Source organism: Luteibacter sp., from assembly GCF_051958795.1.
Taxonomy (GTDB): Bacteria; Pseudomonadota; Gammaproteobacteria; order Xanthomonadales; family Rhodanobacteraceae; genus Luteibacter.
The window spans coordinates 1-23,975 of record NZ_JBQCFT010000127.1 but is presented as its reverse complement, the minus strand read 5'-3'; the positions used below and the strand labels follow the sequence as shown (position 1 = coordinate 23,975).

The window sequence follows — 23,975 nt, the reverse complement described above, 5'->3', positions numbered from 1 at the left end:
CCCGTGTATTTCCACCCGAGCGCCGCGGGTGCTAAAGCGTAATGCGCTGGGGTGCGGTGCGGGGGGTTCCAGGATATTGGGGGGCTGTGGGCATTCGGGGCATGGGGCGGGGCGCACGCGCGACCGGCCCGTCCGTTTATTGCTGCTGCTGGGCAGCGCTGCCCTTGTTGACGTAGGCATTGTATTCGGCAGCATCGATGCGACCGTTATGGTCCTTGTCGGCTTCGCCAAAGTGCGCGCGCATTTCCTTCAGCGCCGGGTTGTCCTTCGGCAGGTCGCTGCGGGTAAGGCCCTTCCCGGACTTGTCGAGGTCGGCGGAGGCCGGTGCGCCCTCGGGCGCCGCCGGTGCCGATCCCGGCATGGACGACTGCTGGGGTTGCGGCGGTGCCGGCGTCGGCATCTGTGCCAGGGCGGCGCCACTGGCCAGCGTGCCGGCGAGAGTGAGCGAAACGATCAGCTGCGGATACTTCATGGAGTCCTCCGTCGTTGTGATGGCGTGGCCAGTGTAGCGGCGAAGCGTCGTCGGGCTGTGAGCCCCCCGTTGGCATTTTGAGCCCTGCCGACCCCGGTGGCGCCTTGCCCGGGGCAGGGGCTCTGGCCGCGACGACGGGGCGGCGTGACGCCGGGGCCCGCGCCCGGTAAAATGCCCCGTTTTCATCCGGTAGAAACCATCATGCAGGCTGGCAAGGGCAAGGTCATCTCGTTCCATTACACCCTCAGCGTCGACGGCCAGAAGGTCGAGACCTCGACCGACGGCGGCGAGCCGTTGTGGATCCTGCTCGGCCACGGCCAGCTGATCCCGGGCATGGAAGCGGGCCTGGAAGGCAAGTCGGCCGGTGACAAGTTCGACCTGGAAATCACCCCTGACCAGGGTTACGGCGAGCGCCGCGAAGGCGCCACCCAACGCGTGCCGAAGAAGTACTTCCCGAACCAGGGCAAGGGCCTCAAGGCCGGCGACACCACCGTCCTTTCGCTGAAGGAAGGCGGCCAGCAGGCCGTGGTCGTGCAGAAGGTCGGTTCCAGCGTCGTCGATATCGACACCAACCACCCGATGGCCGGCAAGACCCTGAACTTCAACATCGACGTCCAGTCGGTGCGCGATGCCTCGGAAGAAGAAATCGCCCACGGCCACGCCCACCCGAACGGTGACGGCGCGCACTGATCCTCCAGTGTGGCGGACGAAAAAGGCGGCCTTCGGGCCGCCTTTTTTTATGCGATGTCGTGCGTGCTCAGCGCATCTTCGGCCACCGCCATGCGGTGACGACGGTGCAGACGCTGAGCAGCACTTCGATCACGCCAAGCGTTGTGTAAAACGCGGGCGCGCCGCCGGCCATCGTGAGGATCATGATGGCCGCGTAGGCCAGGCCGACGGTGTCGTGCCCCATCCCTGTGAAGCGGTGTGGCAGCACTCTGCGCCACTCCGGTACGTATTCCCTGTGCCGGAAGACGGGGGCCAGTGGCCCCCGTCCGGTGGTCGGCGCTTAGGCGAGCGCCTTGCCGTTGACGCTGACGTCCACATCGACGTTGCCGCGGGTTGCATGCGAGTAGGGGCAGACATCTTCGTGCGCGGTCTTCACGATCTCCTGGGCGGTCGCATCATCGACGCCCGGCAGGCTGACGGCCAGCTTCACGTTGATCGCGAAGCCCGAGCCCTGGCGCGGGCCGATGCCCACTTCGCTCTTCACCGAAGCGCCATCGACGTTGACCTTCTTCTGGCCGGCGACGAAGCGCACGGCGCCCTCGAAGCATGCGGCGTAACCCGCGGCGAAGAGCTGTTCCGGGTTGCTGCCACCACCGGCGCCACCCATTTCCTTCGGCAGGCGCAGCTGCAGGTCGATCAGGCCATCGCTGCTCTTGACGTGACCCTCGCGGCCGCCGGCGACTTCGGCGTGGGCGGTGTAGAGGACCTTTTCGATCTTGGAGACGTTGCTCATGGGGGCTTTCCTTTCTGGTGACAGGGGAGGAAGCACCGGGTCAGTCCCGGGCCGTGGAGCTAGTAGAGCACGCAATTAAATCGCGCGCAATCTAATTGATGCGAGTCGACTGTCCATGTTGCCATTCGTACAGATTAGAACGCGTCGACCATAGACGAAGTTGTCCTTCCAATCGGCGCCATCGAGCTCGTCGAGGCGCACGGTGCCGCCCGAGTTGGGTGCGTGCACGAAGCGGCCCTTGCCGACGTAGACGCCGACATGGCTCACATGGCCACGGCCGAAGAACACCAGGTCGCCGCTCGCCAGGTCGGATTCGCTGATCTTCGGCTTGTCGAGGTCGGCCATTTCGGTGGACGTGCGCGGCAGGCGGAGTCCCGTCGAGGTCAGATAGATGTAATTGACCAGGCCACTGCAATCGAAGCCGCCGGCCGGCGTGTTCCCGCCCCAGCGGTACGGGGTGCCCACCAGGCCGATCGCCCGGAACAGGACGTCGTTGGCGGCGTCCGGCGGCGGGGCCGCTGCCGGCTTCGTCGACCAGTTCAGGTTTTTCGCGAGCGGTACGGCGGATGCCGGGTTATTGCGCTGGGACGACGAGGAGCGCTTGTGCGGGGTGCTTCCGCACGCGGCGAGCAACGCCAGGGCGGCCGCCATCGCCACGAAGCCAAGGGCGCGCAGCGGGCGAAGGGTGGGCTTGGCTGGGTGCATCGGGCGTTTCCCCTGTAAGGATCGGCACGGGGAGGTTATCAAATCAATAGGTTGCGTGGAATACCTCGCAACTCGCGCGAATTTATCTCCTGGACAGGGCGCCGCAGGCCGGTTCGGCCGTTAGACTCAAGGCATGGAAAGATCGCGAAGTGATGTGCTGATCATGGGCGGCGGGGTGATCGGCCTAGCCTGCGCGCTCTACCTGCTGAAAGCAGGGGCCAGCGTGCGGATCCTCGAGCAGCACACCCCGGGCAGCGGTAGTTCGCACGGTAACTGCGGCACCGTGACGCCCAGCCACGCCGGCCCGCTGACCATGCCAGGCATGGTCGGGACCGCGCTGCGCTCCATGCTGCGGAAGGACGCGCCGATCTATGTCGACCCGCTGCCGGATCCGGAGCGGGCGCGCTGGCTGCTCGGTTTCGCACGGCGCTGCACCTGGCGCGATTTCCAGCGCGCGGGCGAGGCACGGGGTGCGATCCTCGCGCGCTCACGCACCCTGATCGGCGAGCTGGTCGGTACCGATGAACTCGATTGCGAGTTCGAAGACGTCGGCGAGCTTTACGTGTATCGCGACGAGCGCGCGCTACAGCACGATCGCGCCCCCGTCGAACTGTTGCGCCGTCTCGGCATGGACGTCCGCGTGCTCTTGGGCGATGACGTGCTGGCGCTCGAGCCGGCTCTGCGCGATGGCGTCGTCGGCGGCTTGCTGCATCCCGGTGATGCGCGCCTGCGGCCGGACCTGTTCGTCGCGGAGTTGACCCGCCGCGTGCGAGAGCTGGGCGGTGCGATCGAAACCGGCGCGCGTATCGATTCGTTCGTCACCGAAGGCGACCGCATCACCCACGTGCGCACGACGGGTGGCGTCTTCAGCGGCGACCGCGTCGTGATGGCGCTCGGTGCGTGGTCGCCGCTACTCGGTCGCCTGCTCGACATCCGCCTGCCCATGCAGCCCGGCAAAGGCTATTCACTGACCTGGGACCAGCCGCCCGTCAACGCGCCCACGCATTCGCTGGTGCTGCGCGAAGCGGCTGTCTGCGTGACGCCGTGGACATCGGGCTACCGGCTGGGCAGCACGATGGAGTTTTCCGGCTTCAACGAAGGCCTCAACGAAGTGCGCCTGGAGGCCTTGCGCCGGCGCGCAGCGGATTACCTGTACGAACCCGAGGGGCAGGGCGAGGTCACGCCTTGGTGGGGCTGGCGCCCGATGAGCGTCGACGAGGTGCCGGTGATCGGGCCGAGTTCGCGCTGGTCGAACCTCGTGTACGCCACGGCGCACGGCATGCTCGGCATCAGCATGTCGGCGGCGACGGGCGAGCTTGTCGCCAACCTGCTTGCCGGCCCGGCACCGGTGCTCGACGCGACGCCGTACTCGCCAGCGCGCTTCGGTTTATAACGCGCGCGTTTTTTCACACGCGGGCACCGGCCGGCTTTGCTACGGTGTCGTTTTCCTCATTCCCGACCCCGTGGAGCCATGCATGTCCGACGAAGCCTTCGACCTTATCGTGATCGGTGGCGGCTCGGGCGGCCTTGCTTCGGCGATCCGCGGCGAAGCACAGCGCGAAGGTTGCGCTCGTCGAGCCAAGGGAACTGGGTGGCGTTTGCGTCAACGTGGGCTGCGTGCCGAAGAAAGCCATGTGGTACGCGGCGCAGATGGCGGAAGCGCAATACATCGCCGCGGACTACGGCTTCACCGACAAGCCCGGCATGCTCGACTGGCCAGGTTTCATCGATCGCCGCAACGCGTATATCGACCGCATCCACGCCAGCTACCAGCAACAACTGGATAAGTGGAAGATCACCCTGGTGCACGAGATGGCCCGTTTCATCGAGCCGCACCGGATCGCCGCGGGCGATCGCGTGCTCACGGCGCCCCACGTCATCATCGCCACCGGCTCCGCGGCGAACACGCTGGACAAGCCGGGCTTCGAACACAGCGTTACCTCGGATGGGTTCTTCGACCTGCGTGCCTGCCCGCAGCGCACGGCCATCATCGGCGGCGGCTACATCGCCGTGGAACTGGCGGGCGTGCTGCGTGCGCTGGGCAGCGAGGTGGACCTGTACGTGCGCGGGCGCCTGATGAGCAGTTTCGATGAGGAGATGGCGTACCAGCTCGGCGAGGAGATGGCCAAGCACGGCATCAACATCAACTACTCGTGCCAGATCGATGCTGCGCACAAGGTCGATGGCCGGTTGCTGCTGGATTGCGACAAGGGTACCCGGCCGGGGCCGTACGACCTCCTGGTCCAGGCCGTGGGGCGGCATGGCAATACGGAGTCGCTCGGTCTCGATGCGATCGGCCTCGGCACCAACGACGAAGGGCAGATCGAGGTCGACGATTTCCAGGAGACCGGCATCCCTGGCGTGTATGCCGTGGGCGATGTCACCCAGCGGCTGGCCCTGACGCCCGTCGCCGTCAATGCCGGGCGCCAACTGGCCGATCGCCTGTTCGGCGGCGCGAAGGATGCGAAGCTCGACTACCAGAACGTCCCGAGCGTCGTCTTCTCACACCCGCCGCTTGGCACTGTCGGCATGAACGAGCAGCAGGCACGGGCGAAGTTCGGCTCCGACGTGCACCTGTACAAGCAAACCTTCGTGCCCATGCAGCTGGCGCTGGCGCACCGGCCCATGTATGTGCGGTTCAAGCTGATCTGCGTGGGCCATGACTCGCGCATCGTCGGCATGCAGATGCTGGGGCCGGGCGTGGACGAGATCCTCCAGGGCTTCGCCGTGGCGATCAAGATGGGCGCCACCAAGGCCGACCTGGACGCCACCATGGCGATCCACCCGACCTCGGCTGAGGAAATGGTGACCATGGGTGATAGGGTCCCCGGCTGAGCGGTACACTGGCGCCATGACCCCGTATTCCCTGCACCGCGGCAACGCGCCGCTCCTGATCAGCCTGCCGCACAACGGCAGCATCATCCCCGATGAGATCGCCGCGCGCATGAAGCGGCCGGCGCGCCACTCGCCCGATACGGACTGGCACGTGGGCGAGCTGTACGATTTTGCGAAGGGCCTGGGCGCCAGCGTCATCCGCCCGGTGGTCTCGCGCTATGTCGTCGACCTCAACCGCCCCTCCGACGGCCATGCCCTGTATCCGGGCAAGAAGGAGACCGGCCTGGTCCCGACCATCATGTTCGACGGCCACGACATCTACCGCGGTGGCGCCGAGCCCGATGGCAAGGAAATCGCCGACCGGGTGAAGCACTGGTGGAAGCCGTACCACAAGGCGCTGGCCGATGAGCTGGCCCGCCTGAAGGGCCAGTTTGGCCATGTGGTGCTGTGGGATGGCCACTCGATCCGCAGCCACGTGCCCATGCTGTTCGACGGCCGCCTGCCCGACTTCAACCTGGGCACCGCCGATGGCATCAGCTGCGCGAGCGGGCTGCAGGCGAAGGTCGCCGCCATCCTCGAGGCGCAGAACGATTACTCGTATGTCGTGAACGGACGCTTCAAGGGCGGTTACATCACCCGTAACTACGGCCGCCCGGAAGACGGCGTGAGCGCCATCCAGCTCGAACTGTCGCAGATCACCTATATGGACGAAGACAGCTTCGAATACCTGCCGAAGAAGGCCGCACGCGTGCAGGTGCTGATCGGCGAGATGCTCAAGGCCTGCCTCGACGGCACGCAGCAGCTCACGGCCTGATCAGCACTCGTAGGAGCCCACCCTGTGGGCGACATCTTTCGCGAAAGACCAGCAGACCCTGTGGCGGATGTACGAAAGACGTCGCCCACAGGGTGGGCTCCTACGTCTGCAGGTGCGCCACGCACTTCAGCTCAATGGCAATTGGCGTAGGCAATGACGTGATCCCCACCGTCGTGCGGCACGCATCGACGCCCGCGAACGCTTCCGCGTAGAGCTTGTTGTACGTCGCGAAGTCGCGCGCCATGTGGGTCAGGAACACCGTGACGTCCACCAGGTCCCCCCAGCGTGCGCCGCTGGCTTCCAGCACGGCGCGGACGTTGGCGAACACCTGGCGGCACTGCGCCTCGATGTCGTAGGACACGAGGATGCCGTTCGCATCCATGACGTTGCCGGGCACGATGTTCGTCCCTGGCGTGCGTGGCCCCACGCCCGACAGGAACAACAGGTTGCCCACGCGACGCGCGTGCGGATACGCGCCGACGGGCGCTGGCGCGCCGTCGGTGCGGACGATGTCAGAGCCCGTGGTCGATGCAGACATTCCGTGCCTCCGTGAAGAATCGCATGGCCTCGAAGCCGCCTTCGCGGCCCACCCCTGATTGCTTGCCGCCGCCGAACGGCGTGCGCAGGTCGCGCAGCATCCAGCAGTTGACCCAGACGATACCGAATTCCAGCTTCGCCGCCATGCGGTGGGCGCGCGAGATGTCACGCGTCCACAGCGAGGCAGCCAGCCCGTAAGGCGTGCCGTTGGCGATCGCCAGCGCTTCGTCCTCGGTATCGAACGGGATGAGCGTGACTACCGGCCCGAAGATTTCTTCCTGGTTGGTGGCCGCATCGAAGGCGAGCCCTTCGATGACCGTCGGCGCCACGAACCAGCCGTCCGCACAGCGGCCGTCGAGCCGCACCTGCTCGCCACCCAGCAGCACCTCGCCACCCTCGGCGCGTGCACGTTCGATGCAGGCGATGACCTTCTCGAAGTGCGCCTTTGAAACCAGCGCGCCCAGGTCGCTTCCGGCTTCCGCCGGATCGCCCACGCGCAGTGCGCGGACGCGATCGATATACGCCGCGCGGAAGCGCTCGTAGATCCCGCGCTGTACGAGCAGGCGCGAACCGCACAGGCAGATCTCGCCCTGGTTCGCGAAGCCTGAACGGACGATGGTGGCCATCGTCTTGTCATTGAAATCGAAGTCATCGAAGACGATGGCGGGATTCTTGCCGCCGAGTTCGAGCGAAACCTTCTTGAGCCGTGGTGCGGCGGCGGAGGCGATGGCGACGCCGGTGCGCGTGCTGCCGGTGAACGATATGGCTTTCACCGCGTCGTGGGCCACGATGGCTTCGCCTACCGCCGGCCCGGTGCCATGCACGATGTTGAAGATGCCATCGGGGAAGCCCGCCTCCTGTACCAGCGTGCCGAGCAGCCACGCCGTGTGCGGGGTGACTTCGGACGGCTTGGCGACCACCGCATTGCCCGCCGCGAGCGCCGGCGCGACCTTCCATGTGAACAGGTAGAGCGGCAGGTTCCACGGACTGATGCAGCCGACGACTCCGAGGGGCAGGCGCAGGGTGTAGTTGATCGCGCCGTGTTCCATGGCATGCGATTCGCCGGCGAACTGCGTGGCGGCTGCCGCGAAGAAGCGCAGGTTGGCGATCGCGCGTGGGATATCGAGCTGGCGGGCCAGGGCCAGCGGCTTGCCGCTGTCGCGCGACTCCGCCGCGGCGAACTCGTCCAGCCGTGCTTCGATCAGGTCGGCCAGGCGGTACAGGCAGCGCGCGCGTGCATCGGATGGCAGGGTCGACCAGCGGAGCAGGGCGGCCGACGCCGCAGCGATGGCGTCGGCGACGTCCTCGGCCGTCGAGTCGGGACAGCGGGCGTACGCCTGCCCGACAGCCGGCTCGACCACTTCGAGGTAACGGCCGCCGCGTGGTGCGCGGGGCTCGCCGTTGATCAGGTTGCTGAAGGTCAGCATGGGCGGCGAGCTCAGTTCAGGCTGCGCGTGCGGCCGCCATCCACGGCCAGGCTGACGCCGTTGATGTAGCCCGCGGCAGGGCTGGCGAGGAACGCGATCACCGCACCGACTTCGGCGGGATCACCGAAGCGCGCGGCAGGGACGCTGGCGAGAAGGCCACGCTCCACCTCGTCGCGGCCGCGGCCGGCCTTCACGCTGGACTCCACCAGGGCATCCAGGCGCGGCGTCCGGGTGTAGCCGGGCAGCACGTTGTTCACGGTGACGCCGTCGTGGGCCACCTCGGCCGATAGCGTCTTCGCCCAGCCGGCCATGGCCGCGCGCACGGTGTTGGAGACGCCCAGGTTGGGGATCGGTTCCTTCACCGAGGTGGAAATGACGTTGATGATGCGGCCGTAGTGGGCCTCGCGCATGCCGGGCAGGCACGCCTGCACCAGCACCTGGGCGCTGATGACGTGCTGGCGGTAAGCCGTGAGGAAGGCCTCCGTATCCGCCGCGTGCACGGCACCTGGCGGCGGGCCGCCGCTGTTATTCAGCAGGATATGGACCGCGTGGTCCTTCACCACGCCGGCGACGGCAGCCGCGAGCGCGTCGGTGTCGAGCATGTCGACGGCGAGGTAGCTGTGTTTCTGCCCGGCCTGGGCGGCGGGCAACTCGGCGGCCAGCGCCTTGAGCGCATCGGCGGAGCGGGAGAGCAGGGTGAGGCTGGCCCCGAGCTCGGCCAGTTCGAACGCCGTGGCCCTTCCTATCCCTTGCGAGGCGCCGCAGACCAGTGCGTGACGTCCGGTGAGGCGAAGATCCATGCGGCGCTCCTTGGTGGGTGGCGGGCGGTCAGCCCTGTTTCATCGCCCACCACTGTATCGCCATCGCGGCGAACCAGCACGGCCAGGCCAGCCACGGCGTCCGCCGCCACCAGGCCTGCCAGCGGTTGAGGTCGTCGTCGTTGAACAGGGCCGGGGCATCCGAGCGCAGGACCCGGCGCATGCGCAGCCAGTTGGCCATGCCGTTCGGCCGGCCGGTATCGGCCTCGGTGATCGTCCGCCAATGGTCCGGGTAGCGCTTGCGCAGCAGGCGGGTGAACCGCCACTGCGCGATGAAGTGCAGGAGGAAGAAGACGATCGCACCGAACAGGAGCAGGAGGTAGGCGTAAACCGCGGTGACCATGGCGCTTAGCTACCCTTTTCCTTTTTCTGCGCATCCTTGCCGAGCAGGTCGGTGCTGACCACGTCCTTCAGCGTATTGATCACGCCATTGCCGGGCGCGGCCTGGCCGCAGACGGCGTTCTTCAGCGCGCTCTTGTAGCTGTCGTTCTCGATGCCGACGTACACCACGCCATCCGGACCATGCTGGATCTTGAAGTTGCCGGTCGAGTTCATCTTGATCGGCGCCTCGGCCGAGAACGTCGTGGGCGATTGCTCCCAGTAGGTCTGGCTCTTCTGCTGCTTGGCAGAGGAGTACACCACCAGGTAGCGAGCGCGGTCGTCTTCCACCTTGAACTTGCCGCAGGCACCGGTCGTCTCGCTGGTCCAGCCGATGTACTCGCACAGCTGGATGTCTTCCGCGTGCAGCGGCTGGAAGGCATCGTCCAGGATCACCACCGTCGGCGCGAACAGGTAGCTCGAGCTCAGCCAGCGACCATTGAGCTCGGACTTGAGCGCGATGGTGTAGGGCATCTGCGCGCCCTGTGGCAGGCGGAACGCAAGGAAGTAGCTGCGATCGCCGTTGAGGCTGGCGACCGGGGTGTCCTTGGTCAGCGCGAAGCGCTTGGGCTGCCAGGGCAACATGTCCTGGTAGGACAGGTCGGCGAAGCTGCCACAACACGGGTCGGCGCTATCGAGCGCCTTGCGCGCGAGGTCCACCGTGATCGACGGGTTCTCCGGCGGGCGGAAGTTGGGCGGCACGATGGTCTTGCAGCCGCCCAGCACGGTGAGGGCGGCGGCAAGCGGGAGCAGGCGATTGAGTAAACGGGGCATGATCGATTCGTTGGTTTAAAACTCGGCGCTCCCTGCCGCACGGGGATACGGGATGGCATCACGGATGTTGCCCAGGCCGCAGACGTAGACCAGCAGGCGCTCGAAGCCCAGGCCGAAGCCGGCGTGGGGCACGGTGCCGTAGCGGCGCAGGTCGCGGTACCAGTTGTAGGTGTCCAGGTCGAGACCGAACTTCTGCATGCGGGTATCGAGGAAATCCAGACGCTCTTCGCGCTGGGAGCCGCCGATGATCTCGCCGATGCCGGGAGCCAGCACGTCCATCGCGGCCACGGTCTTGCCGTCGTCGTTCAGGCGCATGTAGAAGGCCTTGATCTCTTCCGGGTAGTTCATGACGACCACGGGACGGCCCACATGTTCCTCGGCGAGGAAACGCTCGTGCTCGGTCTGCAGGTCGACACCCCAGGCCACCGGGTGCTCGAACTTCTTGCCGGACTTCTGCAGGATCGTGATCGCATCGGTGTAATCGATGCGCTCGAAGGGCTTCGCGATGAAATCCTCGAGGCGCTTCACGGCGCCCGGCGTCACGCGCTCGTCGAAGAACGCCATGTCGTCGGCGCGCTCATCGAGCACGGCCTTGAAGATGCCCTTCAGGAACACCTCGGCCAGGTCCGCGATGTCGCTGAGCGTGGCGAAGGCCACTTCCGGCTCGACCATCCAGAACTCGGCCAGGTGGCGCGTGGTGTTGGAGTTTTCGGCGCGGAAGGTGGGGCCGAAGGTGTACACCTTGCTCATCGCCATGGCGTAGCCCTCGACGTTGAGCTGGCCCGACACGGTGAGGAAGGCTTCGCGGCCGAAGAAATCCTTCTTCCAGTCGATGCCGCCCTTGTCGTCGCGGGGCAGGTTGGCGAGGTCGAGCGTGGACAGCCGGAACATGTCGCCCGCGCCTTCGGCATCGGACGTGGTGATGATCGGGGTGTTGATCCAGAAGAAGCCCTGCTCCGTGAGGATGCGGTGGATCGCCATCATCATGGTGTGGCGCACGCGGGTCACGGCGCCGAACAGGTTGGTGCGCGGGCGCAGGTGCGCCACTTCGCGCAGGAACTCCATGGAGTGCTGCTTGGGCTGGATCGGGTAGGTGAGCGGGTTCTCGACGAAGCCGGTGACCTCGATCTTCGTGGCCTGGATCTCGAAGGCCTGGCCCTTGCCCTGCGACGGCACGAGCTTGCCGGTGGGGATGACGCCCGCGCCGGCCGAGAGATTCTTCACGTCAGTCTCGTAATTGGCGAGATCGGCCGTGGCCACCACCTGGATGGGGGCGAAGCAGGAGCCATCGCTCACATTAACGAAGGAAAGGCCGCCCTTGGATTCGCGCAGGGTGCGTACCCAGCCGCGGACCGTGACTTCATGTTCCGCCGCGGCCGTGCCGCCGGCGAGGGCCTGCTTGACGCTTACCACCGTCATATCGATTGAAACTCCAGAAAGGGCGCCGCATATCGGGCGGATAGGAACATGACCCTGTATAATAAAGTAACGGTCGCGTGAACGGCACCGTCCCCCGGGTATACCACGGCAAGAAAGCGTTTTGATGAGCATCCAGATCACTCCCGCCGCGTCCGATCGCATGCGCGCCTTCCTCGCGAAGGCGCCCGAGGCCGCGGGCGTTCGTTTCGCCGTGAAGCGCATGGGCTGCTCGGGTTTCGGCTACGTGGTCGACCTGGCCGGGGCTATCGCCCCGGAGGACCAGGTGCTGGATATCGACGGCATCCGGGTCGTGGTCGACCCGAAGAGCCTCCCGCTGGTCGATGGCACCCTCATCGATTTCCAGCGCCAGGGGCTGAACGCCTCCTTCGTCTTCCACAACCCCAACGCCACCGGGGAATGTGGGTGCGGCGAGTCGTTTACGGTCTCTTGACCTAACTCCCTCATTCTCCTTAAAATGCGCGGCTACCTCTCCGTCCGGAGGGGTTTCTTGCCTCACCGGTTCGCCCGGGAGGCTGCCATCCCCGCAAGGGGTGCATCCACAAGGAGCCACCATGCGTCATTATGAAGTTGTGTTCCTGGTCCACCCGGACCAGAGCGAACAGGTGCCCGCCATGATCGAGCGTTACAAGACGCTGATCGAAGGCGACAACGGCAAGATCCACCGTCTCGAAGACTGGGGCCGCCGCCAGCTGGCTTACCCGATCGAGAACCTCGCCAAGGCTCACTACGTGATGCTGAACATCGAGGTTTCCCAGAACGCGCTGAACGAGCTCGAGACGGGTTTCCGTTTCAACGACGCCGTCCTGCGCCACCTGGTCATCCGCCGTGACGAAGCCGACACCGAACAGTCGTTCATCCTGAAGAGCAAGGAAAAGGATGAGCAGAAGGGTTCGCGTGGCCGCCGTGACGACGACAGCGACGACCGTGGCGTCAACGACAACGATCGCGACAGCGACGATTAATCGGGGAATACAGACATGTCCAAGTTTTTCCGCCGCCGTAAGTTCTGCCGTTTCACCGCCGAGGGCGTGAAAGAGATCGATTACAAGGATCTCAACACCCTGCGCCAGTACATCACTGAGAACGGCAAGATCGTCCCGAGCCGCATCACCGGCACGAAGGCCCGCTACCAGCGCCAGCTGGCGACCGCTATCAAGCGCGCCCGCTTCCTGTCGCTGCTGCCGTACACCGACAACCACGACGTCTGATCGTCCTGGCGCCTTGCTCTCTTAAAGGGCGGGGCGTCTGGTTCAGGCGAACATTTCGGACAACCGTCCTGGCTGCATGGGCCACACCCGTGCTAACGAAAAGGAAACTCCCATGGAACTCATCCTCCTCGAGAAGGTGAAGAACCTCGGTAACCTCGGCGACAAGGTCAACGTCAAGCCGGGTTACGGTCGTAACTTCCTCCTCCCGACCGGCAAGGCCGCTCGCGCGACCGCCGCCAACCTCGAAGCGTTCGAAGCACGTCGTGCCGAGTACGAAGCCAAGGCCAAGGACCAGCTGTCCGGTGCCGAGGGTCGTGCCGCCAAGCTCGACGGCGCCGAAGTCACCATCGAAGTCAACGCTTCGCCGGAAGGCAAGCTGTTCGGCTCGGTCACCCCGCGTGACGTGGCAGAGGCCCTGACCGCCAAGGGTCTGCCGGTCGACAAGAGCGAAGTGATCCAGGCCGAAGGCCCGTTCCGCAACACCGGCGAGTACGACGTCATCGTCGTCCTGCACGCCGACGTGCAGCAGACGGTCAAGGTCAAGGTCGTCGGCGCGTAAGCACCGCACCACCGCAAGATCCGGAGACGGGCGCCCATGTGGCGCCCGTTTTCGTTATGGCCTTACGCATCGCAGAAGCCCAGCCCCGTGAGCGACATCTTGTGGGAGTGAGCTTGCGAGCGATGCTCTTCCGCGGCCCATAGCTCGCAAACGCGCGCCCACAAAGTCCCGAGGGGGGGGCCGGCCAATGTCAGGCGCGCGCTGGGGCTCGTGGAGGTGGCGATATCCGTAAGCCATTGTCGTGCAGCTATTTTGTGCCGATCGCCTTGGCGTGACCTTCCCTGCATACCTACATTGCTGGATCAGGCAGCAAGCAGGATCAGGTAGTCGATGAAGCAGTGGTGGTGGCGGTCATGCATGGGCGTGGCCGGGAGTTCGATGGCGGGGATGTCGGCGTTCGCCGCGGAAGTGCCCCAGGAAAGCGCGCCATACATCGAGGCGCGCTACCGATACAGCAACCTGCACTCCGATGGTAAGCCTCGACGCGGCCATGCCAACACGGCGCGCCTGCAACTCGGCTACCACTGGGCCATCGGCGATGGCTGGAGTGCTTACGGCGAAGGCATCCGGACCTGGTCCCTGTTCGGCCGGCAGTACGACGACGGCTCGGCGCGGATCACCCCGTACCCCACCGAGGCGGATCCTTCGTCCACCGGCATCACCAATGCCTGGGTCAACTACGCGGGCGACGATTTCGCCGTGCGTGCCGGCCGCCAGTACGTGCTGCTCGATAACGGGCGGTTCTTCAGCAGCAACGGGTGGCGGCAGAACCTGCAATCGTTCGACGGCGCGCGCATCAGCTGGCGGCCGGTGGATGGCACGGAGCTCAGTTACTACTGGCTGGGCCGTGTGAACCGCACGGTGGGTGCCGATTTCCACGATCGCGACCAGCGTCGCTGGAAGCTCGATGCGCACCTGCTGCATGCCGAGCAGGCCTTGCCCGTCGGCAAGCTCACCGGATACGGCTACTTCGTGCGCAACGACACGGCAGCGGCCAACTCCGTGAAGACCCTCGGGCTGCGTTATACCGGTAGCGAGACCCTCGGCCAGCGCGGGCCCGTGCTTGCCTGGACCGCCGAGTGGGCGCGCCAGTACGACTACGCCAACAATCCGTCCGACTTCAGCCTGGGCTATCACCTGATCGACGCCACCATCGGCTACGCGCCGCTATCGGTGCGTTTTGGCGAAGAGAAGCTGGGTGGCAACGGGCGCAACGCGGTGAATGTGGCTTATGGCGCGGCACGAGCCTTCAATGGCTGGGTCGTGGCCTTCCGCATCCCCAACAGTGGGCTGAGCGAACGGTTCGTGGGTTTGCAGGGTGCGGTGGACGTAGGCCGGCCGGCGACGTGGCAGGTGACGTACCGCCACTTCCGGCCTGTGCAAGGCCGGGCGATGCTCGGCGATGAAGTGGATATCGGCCTGCTGGTCGACCTCGGGCGTGGTTTCTCGGTGGACCTGCAGTACGGCGACTACCGCGCGCATCGCCATGGCGTGGATGAACGGAAGTTCTGGCTGATTGGCGAGTACCGCTACGGAAAACCGCCGAAATAGCCCGCATCGTGGCTTTCCCACAACTTATCCACAGACTTATCCTCTCAACGCGTGCGACCCCGGCGCGTATCATGGCGGCACGGCAACCCGGGCCCGGGTCAGTGCCGGCTGCATGACGAGGTAATCCATGTCCTTCAATCCCGAGCGCGGCAACCGCGGCGAACGTGGTGAGCGCGGTGAGCGCCGCCGCCGCGAGCCCTCCGCCATCGATGCCCTTCGCGTCCCGCCCAATTCGATCGAGGCGGAGCAGGCGGTGCTGGGCGGCCTGATGCTCTCGCCGGATTCGCTGGACAAGGTGGCAGACAAGCTCACCGACGAGGATTTCTACCGCAAGGATCACCGGATGATCTGGCGGGCCATCAATGAGCTGGCCGGCAAGGGCATGCCCTGCGACGCCATCACGCTGGGCGAGTGGTTCCAGTCCAACGACATGGACGAGATGATGGGCGGCCCCGCCTATCTGCTCGAGCTCGCGAACTCGACGCCCAGCGCCGCGAACATCGCGGCTTATGGCGATATCGTTCGCGAGAAGTCCGTGCTGCGCAAACTGATCGATGCCGGTACCGCGATCACCGAGGATGGCTTCCGCCCCGAGGGCAAGAGCGTCCAGGAAGTGATGGAGCTGGCCGAGCAGCGCGTGTTCCGTATCGCGGAATCCGGTGCGCGCGGCAAGAAAGACATCGTCTCCATGCGCGAAGCCGTGAGCGACGCGTTCCGCCAGCTGACCGAGCGCTACGAGAACCGAGGCCAGCTCACCGGCCTGTCGACGGGCTTCACTGACCTGGATGAACTGACCGCGGGCCTGCAGCCATCCGACCTGATCATCGTCGCGGCGCGTCCCTCGATGGGTAAGACCGCGTTCGCGCTGAATCTGGCCGAAGCCGCCGCCATGCGCTCGAAGAAGGCGGTAGCGGTGTTCTCGATGGAAATGTCGGCCTCGCAGCTGGCGTTCCGTCTTATCTCCTCGCTTGGCCGCATCCACGCGCAGCACCTGCGCAACGGTGACCTGGCCGAGGAGGACTGGCCGCGGGTCACCTCGGCGATCACCATGCTTTCCGACGCCAAGATCTTCATCGACGACACGCCCGCGATGTCGCCGGTGGAAATGCGTTCGCGCTCGCGCCGCCTCCAGCGCGAGCACGGCCTGGGCCTGATCGTCATCGACTACCTGCAGCTCATGCAGATCCCTGGCCACAGCGAAAACCGCGCGACGGAAATCTCGGAGATCTCGCGCGGCCTGAAGGCACTGGCCAAGGAACTCAACGTTCCGGTCATCGCGCTCTCCCAGCTCAACCGCTCGCTGGAACAGCGCGCCGACAAGCGCCCCATGATGTCCGACCTTCGCGAATCCGGCGCTATCGAGCAGGATGCGGACGTCATCATGTTCATTTACCGCGACGACTACTACAACAAGGAATCGCCCGATAAGGGCCTGGCCGAGATCATCATCGGCAAGCAGCGTAACGGCCCCACCGATACCGTGAAGCTGGCCTTCCTTGGCCACTACACCAAATTCGAGAACTGGGCTCCGGATTCCTACGTAGGCACGTTCGACTGATCGGCGTACCCTCGTCCTATCGACGGGGGTACGCATGGCCAGCGACCACTACGACGTCCTGATCATCGGTGCCGGGCTCTCCGGAGTCGGCATGGCTTGCCGGCTGGCCATGGCCTGCCCGGGCAAGCGCGTGGGTATCCTGGAGCGGCGCCGCTCCATGGGGGGCACCTGGGACCTTTTCCGCTACCCCGGCGTGCGTTCCGATTCCGACATGTTCACCTTCGGCTTCGGCTTCCGGCCGTGGAACGAGCTGAAGGTGCTGGCGGACGGGCCGGCGATCCTCAAGTACATCCACGATACGGCTCGCGCCTGGTCGATCGAGCGGCTCGTCCGTTTCGGCATGCGCACCACGCATGCGTCGTGGTCCTCGGAGTCGTCGCAGTGGACCGTGACGGCCCGGGACGAAGACGACATCGAGCATCGGTTCACCACGGACTTCCTCGTGGGCTGCACGGGCTACTACGCCTACGAGCAAGGCTACGTGCCTGATTACCCCGGCCTGGAACGGTTCCAGGGGCAGTTCGTACACCCACAGCACTGGCCGGCGGATATGTCGTGGGAGGGCAAGCGCGTGGTGGTAATCGGCAGTGGCGCCACCGCGATCACGCTGGTACCGGCGCTTGCGCGCGAGGCGGCGCACGTCACGATGCTCCAGCGCTCGCCCGGCTACGTGCTTTCCGTTCCGTCGCGCGATGCGATTTCCGCGCTGCTGCTGCACGTGTTGCCGGAACGCACCGTGTATCGCTGGGCGCGCGGCCGCAACATCGCCCTGCAGCGGTTGTTGTATCGCGCCGCGATGCGCTGGCCCAGGCGCATGCGTTCCCTGTTGCTGGCTGGCGTACGGCACCGGCTGGATGGTGCCGCCTCGCTCGCCGACTTCTCACCTTCGTACGATCCGTGGACGCAGCGACTGTGCGTCGTTCCGGACAATGACCTGTTCGATGCGCTACGTGCGGGGAAGGCCTCGGTATGGACCGACACGGTGGCCTCGTTCACGCCGACCGGCCTCCAGCTAACATCAGGCGCGACGCTCGATGCCGATATCGTCGTCAGCGCAACGGGGTTCAAATTGCAGGTGCTTGGCGGCATGACGCTCGATGTCGATGGCGGACCACGCGATCCCGGCAAGCTGCTGACCTACAAGGGCGTGCTCCTCGATGGTGTCCCCAACGCCGCGGTCCTGTTCGGCTACATCAATGCCTCGTGGACGCTGAAGGTCGATCTAGCCGCGCAGTATGTCTGCCGCCTGCTGGCCTGGATGGAGGCGCGCGGCGTCAGGGCCGTCGCGCCGAAGTCGCCACCGGGCGAGGCCACCGAGGCCTGCATCATGGATGCCCTCCGCGCCGGCTACGTCATGCGCGGCGAATCGCAACTGCCGAGGCAGGGCAGGGGACGCCCCTGGCAAGTCACCCATCGCTACGAGATCGACCGCCAGGTCCTCCTCGACGAACCGATCGACGACCCGGTACTCGAAGCCCGATAACGCATTCAGGGCCTCTGTGGGAGCGCGCTCGCGCGCGATCCCTACGAAGCCGTGCGCCCACACTAGCCCGATCGGCCGGCGAAACCTGTGACACCCATCCGTTGCACCACCCCCGCCCATGACCCAGTATCGGGTGACCCGCCCGCGACGGGCGAACGGAGGAGGGACTCATGCGACGCAACGTATTGCTCACACTGGCTTTGCTCACGGCTTCGTCCGCCACGCTGGCAACAAACAGCGAGCGCCAGGTACTCCCGGAACACCCCACGGCAGACCAGAAGACCGATATCGAGAACCGCCTTAACGACTGGCCGCAGCTGGGCCGTTATGCGAAGGAGAACGCTTCGGTTCCCGCTTTGAAGCCCGGTGAGAAGCGCGTGGTGTTCATGGGTGACTCGATCACCGACGGGTGGGGCCGGCAGGTCGGCGACTTCTTCCCGGGGAAGGGTTATATCAATCGCGGCATCAGTGGCCAGACCACGCCACAGATGCTCGTGCGCTTCCGTGCCGATGTGATCGCCCTCAAGCCGTCGGTGGTTGTCATCCTTGCCGGCACCAATGACATCGCTGGCAACACGGGGCCGACCACGTTGCAGGCGATTGAAAACAATCTCACTTCGATGGCCGAGCTCGCGCGCGCGAATGGCATCCATGTGGTCATCGCGAACCTGTTGCCGATCAGCAATTACAACGATTCGACGTCCAGCCAGCGCAGGCCGCCTGCGGATATCAAGGCACTCAACACCTGGATCCGCGAGTACACCGCGCGCGAACACCTTGGCTTCATCGACTATTTCAGCGCGACAGTCGACAAGACTGGTCAGCTGCGTGCGGATCTCAGTGGTGATGGCCTGCCTCCGAACGCGGCGGGTTACGTGATCATGGCGCCGCTCGCGCAGAAGGCGATCGACGAGGCACTCGCTGACAAGCGGTCCTGATTTGTAGGCGATTGCCCACAACTGCGAGTGGGCAATTCGCACGCGATTTTAGGAGTTCTCCTAATCGAGTCCTTGCGCGACGACCGATAGCATTCAACGGTCTCGCGACAGCCTGTCCGTCCACGCGCCCGAAGCCCGGGCAGGTTTTTCTTTCCGGGCGCGCAAGGACAGGGACCCCTCATGGAACTCTTCAACAAGCAGGCCGCCATTCTCGTGGCGGCTATTGGCAGCACGTTCGCGCTTTCCGCGTGCAATGCCAGCAACCCGCTGGTCACGAAGTCACAGCGTGAGCACGAGGCCAAGGTGCAGGCGATTCCTCACTGTACGAAGAAACTTGGCAGCATTTCGGTGATCGAGCCGGAAGGGAACGTGCACTGGTGGACCCAGCAGCAGCTTCCTTCACCCACGCGACTGATCAAGGTGTTCGTCCAGAAATCCGGCTGCTTCACGCTGGTCGATCGCGGCATGGGCATGGGTGCGGCCATGCGCGAGCGCGAACTCGCGGCGGGTGGTGACCTGCGTGGCGGCTCGAACCTTGGCAAGGGGCAGATCAAGGCAGCCGATTACGTGATGGTGCCCGACCTGATCTCGAGCAACCGCGACGCGGGCGGTGCAGGTATCGGCGCAATTGTCGGTGGCCTCATCGGCGGTACGGCGGGTCGTCTCGCCAGCAACGTCGTGATCAACTCGAAGACGGCCGACGTGGTGCTCACGGTGACCGACGTCCGCTCGTCGGAACAGGTGGCCATGACCGAGGGCCACGGCGAGAAGAACGATCTCGGGTTCGGCGCCGCCGGCGGCCTGTGGGGCTCGGAGAAGAGTGGCAAGGCGTCGGTCGGCGCTTATGCCAGCACCACCCAGGGTCAGGTAATTACCGCCGCTTACCTCGATGCCTACACCAAGCTGGTCACCGAACTCGGCGGCCTGCCCGGCAACGCATCGGCGGCCAACACCCGCCAGTCCGGCACGGTCAACAAGCCCAGCACGCTGCGCACCAGCGCCGATGCCAAATCGAAGGTCGTGCGCAAACTCGACCCCGGCATGGCCGTGTACCCCACGGGTGACAAGATGGGCGTGAACTGGGAAGTGGAAGACGAGCACGGCAACCGCGGCTGGCTGTCGTCGGAAAACTTCGACCTGGCCCGCTAACGCCGTTGTGGGAGCGCGCGTGCGCGCGAAGGGGCTGGCCGCGAGCACCCATCGCGTGCAAGCACGCTCCCACAGCGCGCTCCCAGATGCCGGTGGCCCGGCCGCGCCATGCCCTCGCCACACGGTTGCCCGTTGGATCCCGCTAGACTGGGTGGCCTTCTTTCCCAGCGTGCCCGCTTTCGATCCATGAGCCGTACCACCGTCGCCACCATCCATCTCGGTGCCCTGCGCCATAACCTGGCCCGCGTTCGCGCGATGGCCACCGGCGCGCGGGTCATGGCGGTGGTGAAGGCCGATGCCTACGGCCACGGCCTGGAGCGGGTGGCACGGGCGCTGGATGGAGAGGCCGAGGCATTTGCCGTCGCCGCCATCGCCGATGGCCTGCGCCTGCGCGCGGCGGGGCACAAGCAGCGCATCGTCGTGCTTTCCGGGCCGGATACACCTGCGGATATCGCGGAAATGCAGCGCCTGAGGCTGGAGGCACTGATCCACCACGACGCGCAGTTGCCGTGGCTGGCGAAGGCCGATCCGGCGCGTGGCGCCCTGACGGTATGGATCAAGGTCGACACGGGCATGCATCGGCTGGGGTTCGCGCCTGCGCGCGCCCGCGAGGTCCATGCTTTGCTCAGCGCCATGCCGGCGATCGGGCCGGAGATTGGCCTCATGACGCATTTCGCTTCCTCCGAGGAATTCGAGGGGCGCGACACGGCCGTGCAGATCCAGCGCTTTCGTGAGGCTACCGAAGGGCTGGATGGTCCCCGCGCGCTGTCGAATTCGGCCGCCGTGCTCGGCTGGCCCGATGCCCGTGGCGACTGGGTCCGCACCGGCGGCCTTCTTTATGGGCTGTCCGTCGTGGAGGGGCGCAACGGTGCCGATTTCGGCTTCCGCCCGGCGATGACGCTGGCGACGCGCCTTGTCGCGATCAATCGGCTCACGAAGGGTGAGCGCGTTGGCTACAACGGCACCTACACCTGCCCGGAAGACATGGCTGTCGGCGTGGCCGCCATCGGTTACGGCGATGGCTACCCGCGCAGCGCGGCCCAGGGCACGCCGGTGCTCGTGAATGGCCAGCTTGCGCCGCTGGTCGGCCGGGTATCGATGGACCTGATCACGCTCGACCTGCGCGGCGTGCCTGACGCGCGCGTGGGCGATCGCGTCACCCTGTGGGGCGCGGGCCTGCCGGTGGAAACGGTGGCCGCCGCCGCGGGGACGATCTCGTACGACCTCACCTGCGGCATGACCCGTCGCGTACTCTTCGTGGAAGACGAGGGCTGACGCCCGGTATCGCACCGTGCGACGCGGGTGCGTTATATAGCCCGCCTGCTTTTGAGGAAGACCGATCACATGGCCAAGGCCAAGACCGCCTACGTCTGCACCCAGTGCGGCGCAGAACACAGCAAGTGGCAGGGCCAGTGCGCCGAATGCGGCGAGTGGAACGTGCTCTCCGAATTCGTGGTGCAGCCGGCCAAGCCGAATGCCGTGGCGACGCCGGGCGCACGGCGCGGTGGTTACGCGGGTGGCGCCTCGGGCGCCCCGCAGATCACGCCGCTCACCGAGGTGCTGCTCACCGCCGAAGCGCGGACCAACACCGGTATCGGTGAACTGGACCGCGTGCTGGGCGGTGGCCTCGTCGATGGCTCGGTCGTCCTGATCGGTGGCGACCCAGGCATCGGCAAATCCACCTTGCTTCTGCAGATGCTGGGAACCCTGGGCGTGACGCTGCCCAGCCTGTACGTCACAGGCGAAGAATCGCTGGCTCAGGTCGCCGGGCGTGCCCAGCGCCTCGACCTGCCGCTCGCGCCGCTGCATGCGCTCGCCGAGACCTGCATCGAGCGCATCCTCGAGCAGGCCGCCGCGGCGCGCCCGCGCGTGCTGGTCATCGACTCCATCCAGACCATCTGGACCGAGATGCTCACGGCTGCGCCGGGCTCGGTCAGCCAGGTGCGTGAATCCGCGGCCAAGCTCACGCGCTTCGCCAAGGAAACCGGCACGTCCGTGTTCCTGGTGGGCCACGTGACGAAGGAGGGTGGCATCGCCGGTCCGCGCGTGCTCGAGCACATGGTCGATGCGGTGCTGTATTTCGAGGGCGAATCGGGTAGCCGTTTCCGCGTCCTTCGCGCTTTCAAGAACCGCTTCGGTGCGGTGAACGAGCTCGGCGTCTTCGCCATGTCGGAGAAGGGCCTGCGTGAAGTGCCGAATCCCTCCGCCATCTTCCTCTCCGCGCACGCGGGCCCGACGCCCGGTAGCGCGGTGATGGTGACCCGCGAAGGCACGCGCCCGCTCCTCGTGGAAGTGCAGGCGCTCGTCGATCAGTCGTCGCTGGGCAACCCACGCCGCGTGGTGCTCGGCCTGGAGCAGAACCGGCTTGCCATGCTGCTGGCCGTCCTGCACCGCCATGGCGGCGTGGCCGCCTATGACCAGGACGTGTTCGTCAACGTGGTCGGTGGCATACGCGTGCAGGAAACCGCCTCGGACGTGCCGGTGTTGATGGCGGTGCTATCGAGCCTGCGCGACCGGCCGCTGCCGGAAAAGACCATCGCTTTTGGCGAAGTGGGCCTGTCCGGCGAAATCCGCCCGGTGCCGAACGGCGAAGAACGCCTGAAAGAAGCCGCCACCCACGGTTTCCGCCGAGCCGTCGTTCCCGCCGCCAACGCGCCCAAGCGCGGCCGCGTGGGCGATATGGAAGTCATCCCGGTGGAGCGTCTCTCCCAGGCCATCGACGCCAGTCGCGAATGAAGGTAGGAGCCCACCCTGTGGGCGACGTCGTTCGCCGCGCCGTTGCAGGCCATGGGCTCTTCCGCGAAAGGGGTCGCTCACAGGGTGAGCTCCTACGACGAGCGGCGGTAGGTGCGATTTGCGCCAGGGCGTGCGGCCGGCGTCAGGCCGTGCGATGCAGGATCAACTCCAGCACAAGCTTCGTGCCGAAGAACGCCAGCAGCAGGATCGCCATGCCGGTGAGCGTAAGGTTCACCGCGCGGATGCCGCGCCAGCCGTAACGCCAGCGTCCCCACAGCAGGACGCCGAAGACCACCCACGCCACGATCGATAGCACCGTCTTGTGCACGAGGTGCTGGCTGAACAGGTCGCCCACGAACAGGGCGCCGGTGACGAGGGTAAGCGTCAGCAGGACGAAGCCGGCCGCGATCAGGCGGAACAGCAGCACCTCGGTCAGCGTAAGCGGGGGCAGGGCGCGGACCCAGTGGCCGAACCGGCTGCGCCGCAGGGCGCGTTCCTGGATGGCCAGGAGGATGGCCAGTGCGGCGGCCAGCGACAGGAAGCCGAAGGCGAACACCGCGATCGTCACGTGCATTTCGATCTGCCAGCTCATCGCCATGGGGGCGGTGCGCGGCGCAAGGAAGGCATCAATGGCGAGGAAGGCGGCCGACAACGGGAAGATCAGGATGCCCAGGCCCGCGACCGGGCGGGACAGGTTCACCACCAGTGTAAGCGCCGACGCGATCCACGCCACCAGCGACAGCGCGGCGAAGAAGTGCAGGTCCAGCGTGCCGCGGTGCGCCCCGAGCAGGGCGCCGGCATGGGCCAGTGCGGCCACCAGCGCAAGCGCCATGCCCCAGCGGGCCAGCGGCTGGCCGCCCGTCACCAGCGGCCGGGCGAGGACGCCGGCGGCGGACAGGTAGAAAAGGATGGCGGCCAGCGAGAGGGTGACGATCATGGAGGCGGAGTGTGGCATAGGGGATCAGGGAGCGGAATGCGACACAGTGGCATTTGTGCTGCACCCGTCGTAGGTGCCCACCCCGTGGGGGTCCGCGTTGGCCCCGCGCCCCGGGGCCTCCGCCCCCGTCGCGCAAACCTGTGGCCCCCCGGGGGGGGGCCGACCTCCAGCAACCCCGCGCTAATCGGGGGTTC

26 protein-coding genes are annotated in these 23,975 nt (G+C 66.1%); 15 read left to right on the top strand and 11 right to left on the bottom strand.

Annotated elements, in window-relative coordinates:
* Nucleotides 1-136 precede the first annotated feature (136 nt).
* Nucleotides 137-472 carry an EF-hand domain-containing protein gene (locus tag ACTHLF_RS07205; protein WP_440326121.1) on the bottom strand — a complete coding sequence of 112 codons (336 nt, stop codon included), beginning with the start codon at nucleotides 470-472 and terminating at the stop codon, nucleotides 137-139.
* A 201-nt stretch (nucleotides 473-673) separates the two neighbouring features.
* Between ACTHLF_RS07205 and ACTHLF_RS07200 the strand changes: the two genes are divergently transcribed.
* A complete protein-coding gene (locus ACTHLF_RS07200) occupies nucleotides 674-1,162 on the top strand; it encodes an FKBP-type peptidyl-prolyl cis-trans isomerase (protein WP_440326119.1) in 489 nt (162 codons plus the stop codon).
* A 67-nt stretch (nucleotides 1,163-1,229) separates the two neighbouring features.
* Here the strand turns inward: ACTHLF_RS07200 and ACTHLF_RS07195 are convergent, their stop codons facing one another.
* The 3 genes from ACTHLF_RS07195 to ACTHLF_RS07185 form a co-directional block, all read right to left on the bottom strand.
* On the bottom strand, nucleotides 1,230-1,385 hold the full coding sequence (locus ACTHLF_RS07195) for a hypothetical protein (protein ID WP_440326117.1): 156 nt from the start codon (nucleotides 1,383-1,385) through the stop codon (nucleotides 1,230-1,232).
* A 96-nt stretch (nucleotides 1,386-1,481) separates the two neighbouring features.
* Nucleotides 1,482-1,934 carry an organic hydroperoxide resistance protein gene (locus ACTHLF_RS07190; protein ID WP_440326116.1) on the bottom strand — a complete coding sequence of 151 codons (453 nt, stop codon included), beginning with the start codon at nucleotides 1,932-1,934 and terminating at the stop codon, nucleotides 1,482-1,484.
* Nucleotides 1,935-2,009: 75 nt separating this feature from the next.
* Nucleotides 2,010-2,639: a C40 family peptidase gene (locus ACTHLF_RS07185; protein ID WP_440326114.1), complete on the bottom strand. Its 630-nt coding sequence runs from the start codon at nucleotides 2,637-2,639 to the stop codon at nucleotides 2,010-2,012.
* Between the two features lie 133 nt (nucleotides 2,640-2,772).
* On the opposite strand from ACTHLF_RS07185, the gene ACTHLF_RS07180 reads away from it, so the two are divergent.
* The 3 genes from ACTHLF_RS07180 to hutG all read left to right on the top strand — a co-directional run bounded on the left by ACTHLF_RS07180 (nucleotide 2,773) and on the right by hutG (nucleotide 6,288).
* On the top strand, nucleotides 2,773-4,032 hold the full coding sequence (locus ACTHLF_RS07180; protein WP_440326112.1) for an NAD(P)/FAD-dependent oxidoreductase: 1,260 nt from the start codon (nucleotides 2,773-2,775) through the stop codon (nucleotides 4,030-4,032).
* A 116-nt stretch (nucleotides 4,033-4,148) separates the two neighbouring features.
* Nucleotides 4,149-5,474 carry a glutathione-disulfide reductase gene (gorA, locus tag ACTHLF_RS07175; RefSeq protein ID WP_440326110.1) on the top strand — a complete coding sequence of 442 codons (1,326 nt, stop codon included), beginning with the start codon at nucleotides 4,149-4,151 and terminating at the stop codon, nucleotides 5,472-5,474.
* A 16-nt stretch (nucleotides 5,475-5,490) separates the two neighbouring features.
* A complete protein-coding gene (hutG, locus tag ACTHLF_RS07170; RefSeq protein ID WP_440326108.1) occupies nucleotides 5,491-6,288 on the top strand; it encodes an N-formylglutamate deformylase in 798 nt (265 codons plus the stop codon).
* 100 nt (nucleotides 6,289-6,388) lie between these two features.
* Here the strand turns inward: hutG and ACTHLF_RS07165 are convergent, their stop codons facing one another.
* Genes ACTHLF_RS07165 through asnS form a run of 6 tightly spaced genes read right to left on the bottom strand, consistent with a single transcriptional unit; the run spans nucleotide 6,389 to nucleotide 11,641 of the window.
* A complete protein-coding gene (locus tag ACTHLF_RS07165) occupies nucleotides 6,389-6,826 on the bottom strand; it encodes a RidA family protein (RefSeq protein ID WP_440326106.1) in 438 nt (145 codons plus the stop codon).
* On the bottom strand, nucleotides 6,801-8,252 hold the full coding sequence (locus ACTHLF_RS07160) for an aldehyde dehydrogenase (RefSeq protein WP_440326104.1): 1,452 nt from the start codon (nucleotides 8,250-8,252) through the stop codon (nucleotides 6,801-6,803). The genes ACTHLF_RS07165 and ACTHLF_RS07160 overlap by 26 nt, the downstream gene beginning before the upstream one ends.
* An 11-nt stretch (nucleotides 8,253-8,263) precedes the next feature.
* Nucleotides 8,264-9,052: an SDR family oxidoreductase gene (locus tag ACTHLF_RS07155; RefSeq protein WP_440326102.1), complete on the bottom strand. Its 789-nt coding sequence runs from the start codon at nucleotides 9,050-9,052 to the stop codon at nucleotides 8,264-8,266.
* Between the two features lie 28 nt (nucleotides 9,053-9,080).
* Complete coding sequence (locus tag ACTHLF_RS07150; RefSeq protein ID WP_440326101.1) at nucleotides 9,081-9,413, bottom strand: hypothetical protein; 333 nt, start codon at nucleotides 9,411-9,413, stop codon at nucleotides 9,081-9,083.
* A gap of 5 nt (nucleotides 9,414-9,418) precedes the next feature.
* The gene (locus tag ACTHLF_RS07145; RefSeq protein ID WP_440326099.1) at nucleotides 9,419-10,222 is read right to left on the bottom strand and encodes a MalM family protein; all 804 of its coding nucleotides are present in this window, start codon (nucleotides 10,220-10,222) and stop codon (nucleotides 9,419-9,421) included.
* Between the two features lie 15 nt (nucleotides 10,223-10,237).
* A complete protein-coding gene (gene asnS, locus ACTHLF_RS07140) occupies nucleotides 10,238-11,641 on the bottom strand; it encodes an asparagine--tRNA ligase (protein ID WP_440326097.1) in 1,404 nt (467 codons plus the stop codon).
* A gap of 124 nt (nucleotides 11,642-11,765) precedes the next feature.
* On the opposite strand from asnS, the gene ACTHLF_RS07135 reads away from it, so the two are divergent.
* The 11 genes from ACTHLF_RS07135 to radA all read left to right on the top strand — a co-directional run bounded on the left by ACTHLF_RS07135 (nucleotide 11,766) and on the right by radA (nucleotide 22,844).
* The gene (locus tag ACTHLF_RS07135) at nucleotides 11,766-12,092 is read left to right on the top strand and encodes a HesB/IscA family protein (protein ID WP_440326095.1); all 327 of its coding nucleotides are present in this window, start codon (nucleotides 11,766-11,768) and stop codon (nucleotides 12,090-12,092) included.
* A 121-nt stretch (nucleotides 12,093-12,213) separates the two neighbouring features.
* The gene (gene rpsF, locus ACTHLF_RS07130) at nucleotides 12,214-12,624 is read left to right on the top strand and encodes a 30S ribosomal protein S6 (protein WP_429243262.1); all 411 of its coding nucleotides are present in this window, start codon (nucleotides 12,214-12,216) and stop codon (nucleotides 12,622-12,624) included.
* Nucleotides 12,625-12,639: 15 nt separating this feature from the next.
* Entirely contained in the window at nucleotides 12,640-12,870 is a 231-nt protein-coding gene (gene rpsR, locus ACTHLF_RS07125) for a 30S ribosomal protein S18 (RefSeq protein ID WP_045830959.1), read from the top strand.
* Between the two features lie 112 nt (nucleotides 12,871-12,982).
* Nucleotides 12,983-13,429 (top strand): 50S ribosomal protein L9, encoded by a 447-nt coding sequence (gene rplI / locus ACTHLF_RS07120; RefSeq protein ID WP_440326093.1) that lies wholly within the window; start codon nucleotides 12,983-12,985, stop codon nucleotides 13,427-13,429.
* Between the two features lie 330 nt (nucleotides 13,430-13,759).
* On the top strand, nucleotides 13,760-14,980 hold the full coding sequence (locus tag ACTHLF_RS07115) for an alginate export family protein (protein ID WP_440326091.1): 1,221 nt from the start codon (nucleotides 13,760-13,762) through the stop codon (nucleotides 14,978-14,980).
* A gap of 127 nt (nucleotides 14,981-15,107) precedes the next feature.
* Entirely contained in the window at nucleotides 15,108-16,538 is a 1,431-nt protein-coding gene (locus ACTHLF_RS07110) for a replicative DNA helicase (RefSeq protein ID WP_247327988.1), read from the top strand.
* Between the two features lie 34 nt (nucleotides 16,539-16,572).
* Nucleotides 16,573-18,021, top strand: coding sequence for a flavin-containing monooxygenase (locus ACTHLF_RS07105; protein ID WP_440326089.1), 1,449 nt, complete (start codon nucleotides 16,573-16,575; stop codon nucleotides 18,019-18,021).
* A gap of 170 nt (nucleotides 18,022-18,191) precedes the next feature.
* Nucleotides 18,192-18,959 (top strand): SGNH/GDSL hydrolase family protein, encoded by a 768-nt coding sequence (locus ACTHLF_RS07100; protein ID WP_440326088.1) that lies wholly within the window; start codon nucleotides 18,192-18,194, stop codon nucleotides 18,957-18,959.
* Between the two features lie 180 nt (nucleotides 18,960-19,139).
* Complete coding sequence (locus ACTHLF_RS07095) at nucleotides 19,140-20,108, top strand: CsgG/HfaB family protein (RefSeq protein ID WP_440326086.1); 969 nt, start codon at nucleotides 19,140-19,142, stop codon at nucleotides 20,106-20,108.
* Nucleotides 20,109-20,294: 186 nt separating this feature from the next.
* Nucleotides 20,295-21,383 (top strand): alanine racemase, encoded by a 1,089-nt coding sequence (gene alr, locus ACTHLF_RS07090; RefSeq protein ID WP_440326084.1) that lies wholly within the window; start codon nucleotides 20,295-20,297, stop codon nucleotides 21,381-21,383.
* A 69-nt stretch (nucleotides 21,384-21,452) separates the two neighbouring features.
* Nucleotides 21,453-22,844, top strand: coding sequence for a DNA repair protein RadA (gene radA, locus ACTHLF_RS07085; RefSeq protein WP_440326083.1), 1,392 nt, complete (start codon nucleotides 21,453-21,455; stop codon nucleotides 22,842-22,844).
* 142 nt (nucleotides 22,845-22,986) lie between these two features.
* Here radA and ACTHLF_RS07080 read toward each other — a convergent pair whose 3' ends face one another.
* Nucleotides 22,987-23,799 (bottom strand): cytochrome C assembly family protein, encoded by an 813-nt coding sequence (locus ACTHLF_RS07080; RefSeq protein ID WP_440326081.1) that lies wholly within the window; start codon nucleotides 23,797-23,799, stop codon nucleotides 22,987-22,989.
* Between the last annotated feature and the right edge of the window lie 176 nt (nucleotides 23,800-23,975).

Excerpts from the sequence above, each read along its gene's own strand:
- ACTHLF_RS07205 (WP_440326121.1), bottom strand. The coding sequence starts at position 472 with ATGAAGTATCCGCAGCTGATCGTTTCGCTCACTCTCGCCGGCACGCTG.
- ACTHLF_RS07200 (WP_440326119.1), top strand. The coding sequence starts at position 674 with ATGCAGGCTGGCAAGGGCAAGGTCATCTCGTTCCATTACACCCTCAGC.
- ACTHLF_RS07195 (WP_440326117.1), bottom strand. The coding sequence starts at position 1,385 with ATGGGGCACGACACCGTCGGCCTGGCCTACGCGGCCATCATGATCCTC.
- ACTHLF_RS07190 (WP_440326116.1), bottom strand. The coding sequence starts at position 1,934 with ATGAGCAACGTCTCCAAGATCGAAAAGGTCCTCTACACCGCCCACGCC.
- ACTHLF_RS07185 (WP_440326114.1), bottom strand. The coding sequence starts at position 2,639 with ATGCACCCAGCCAAGCCCACCCTTCGCCCGCTGCGCGCCCTTGGCTTC.
- ACTHLF_RS07180 (WP_440326112.1), top strand. The coding sequence starts at position 2,773 with ATGGAAAGATCGCGAAGTGATGTGCTGATCATGGGCGGCGGGGTGATC.
- hutG (WP_440326108.1), top strand. The coding sequence starts at position 5,491 with ATGACCCCGTATTCCCTGCACCGCGGCAACGCGCCGCTCCTGATCAGC.
- ACTHLF_RS07165 (WP_440326106.1), bottom strand. The coding sequence starts at position 6,826 with ATGTCTGCATCGACCACGGGCTCTGACATCGTCCGCACCGACGGCGCG.
- ACTHLF_RS07160 (WP_440326104.1), bottom strand. The coding sequence starts at position 8,252 with ATGCTGACCTTCAGCAACCTGATCAACGGCGAGCCCCGCGCACCACGC.
- ACTHLF_RS07155 (WP_440326102.1), bottom strand. The coding sequence starts at position 9,052 with ATGGATCTTCGCCTCACCGGACGTCACGCACTGGTCTGCGGCGCCTCG.
- ACTHLF_RS07150 (WP_440326101.1), bottom strand. The coding sequence starts at position 9,413 with ATGGTCACCGCGGTTTACGCCTACCTCCTGCTCCTGTTCGGTGCGATC.
- ACTHLF_RS07145 (WP_440326099.1), bottom strand. The coding sequence starts at position 10,222 with ATGCCCCGTTTACTCAATCGCCTGCTCCCGCTTGCCGCCGCCCTCACC.
- asnS (WP_440326097.1), bottom strand. The coding sequence starts at position 11,641 with ATGACGGTGGTAAGCGTCAAGCAGGCCCTCGCCGGCGGCACGGCCGCG.
- ACTHLF_RS07135 (WP_440326095.1), top strand. The coding sequence starts at position 11,766 with ATGAGCATCCAGATCACTCCCGCCGCGTCCGATCGCATGCGCGCCTTC.
- rpsF (WP_429243262.1), top strand. The coding sequence starts at position 12,214 with ATGCGTCATTATGAAGTTGTGTTCCTGGTCCACCCGGACCAGAGCGAA.
- rpsR (WP_045830959.1), top strand. The coding sequence starts at position 12,640 with ATGTCCAAGTTTTTCCGCCGCCGTAAGTTCTGCCGTTTCACCGCCGAG.
- rplI (WP_440326093.1), top strand. The coding sequence starts at position 12,983 with ATGGAACTCATCCTCCTCGAGAAGGTGAAGAACCTCGGTAACCTCGGC.
- ACTHLF_RS07115 (WP_440326091.1), top strand. The coding sequence starts at position 13,760 with ATGAAGCAGTGGTGGTGGCGGTCATGCATGGGCGTGGCCGGGAGTTCG.
- ACTHLF_RS07110 (WP_247327988.1), top strand. The coding sequence starts at position 15,108 with ATGTCCTTCAATCCCGAGCGCGGCAACCGCGGCGAACGTGGTGAGCGC.
- ACTHLF_RS07105 (WP_440326089.1), top strand. The coding sequence starts at position 16,573 with ATGGCCAGCGACCACTACGACGTCCTGATCATCGGTGCCGGGCTCTCC.
- ACTHLF_RS07100 (WP_440326088.1), top strand. The coding sequence starts at position 18,192 with ATGCGACGCAACGTATTGCTCACACTGGCTTTGCTCACGGCTTCGTCC.
- ACTHLF_RS07095 (WP_440326086.1), top strand. The coding sequence starts at position 19,140 with ATGGAACTCTTCAACAAGCAGGCCGCCATTCTCGTGGCGGCTATTGGC.
- alr (WP_440326084.1), top strand. The coding sequence starts at position 20,295 with ATGAGCCGTACCACCGTCGCCACCATCCATCTCGGTGCCCTGCGCCAT.
- radA (WP_440326083.1), top strand. The coding sequence starts at position 21,453 with ATGGCCAAGGCCAAGACCGCCTACGTCTGCACCCAGTGCGGCGCAGAA.
- ACTHLF_RS07080 (WP_440326081.1), bottom strand. The coding sequence starts at position 23,799 with ATGCCACACTCCGCCTCCATGATCGTCACCCTCTCGCTGGCCGCCATC.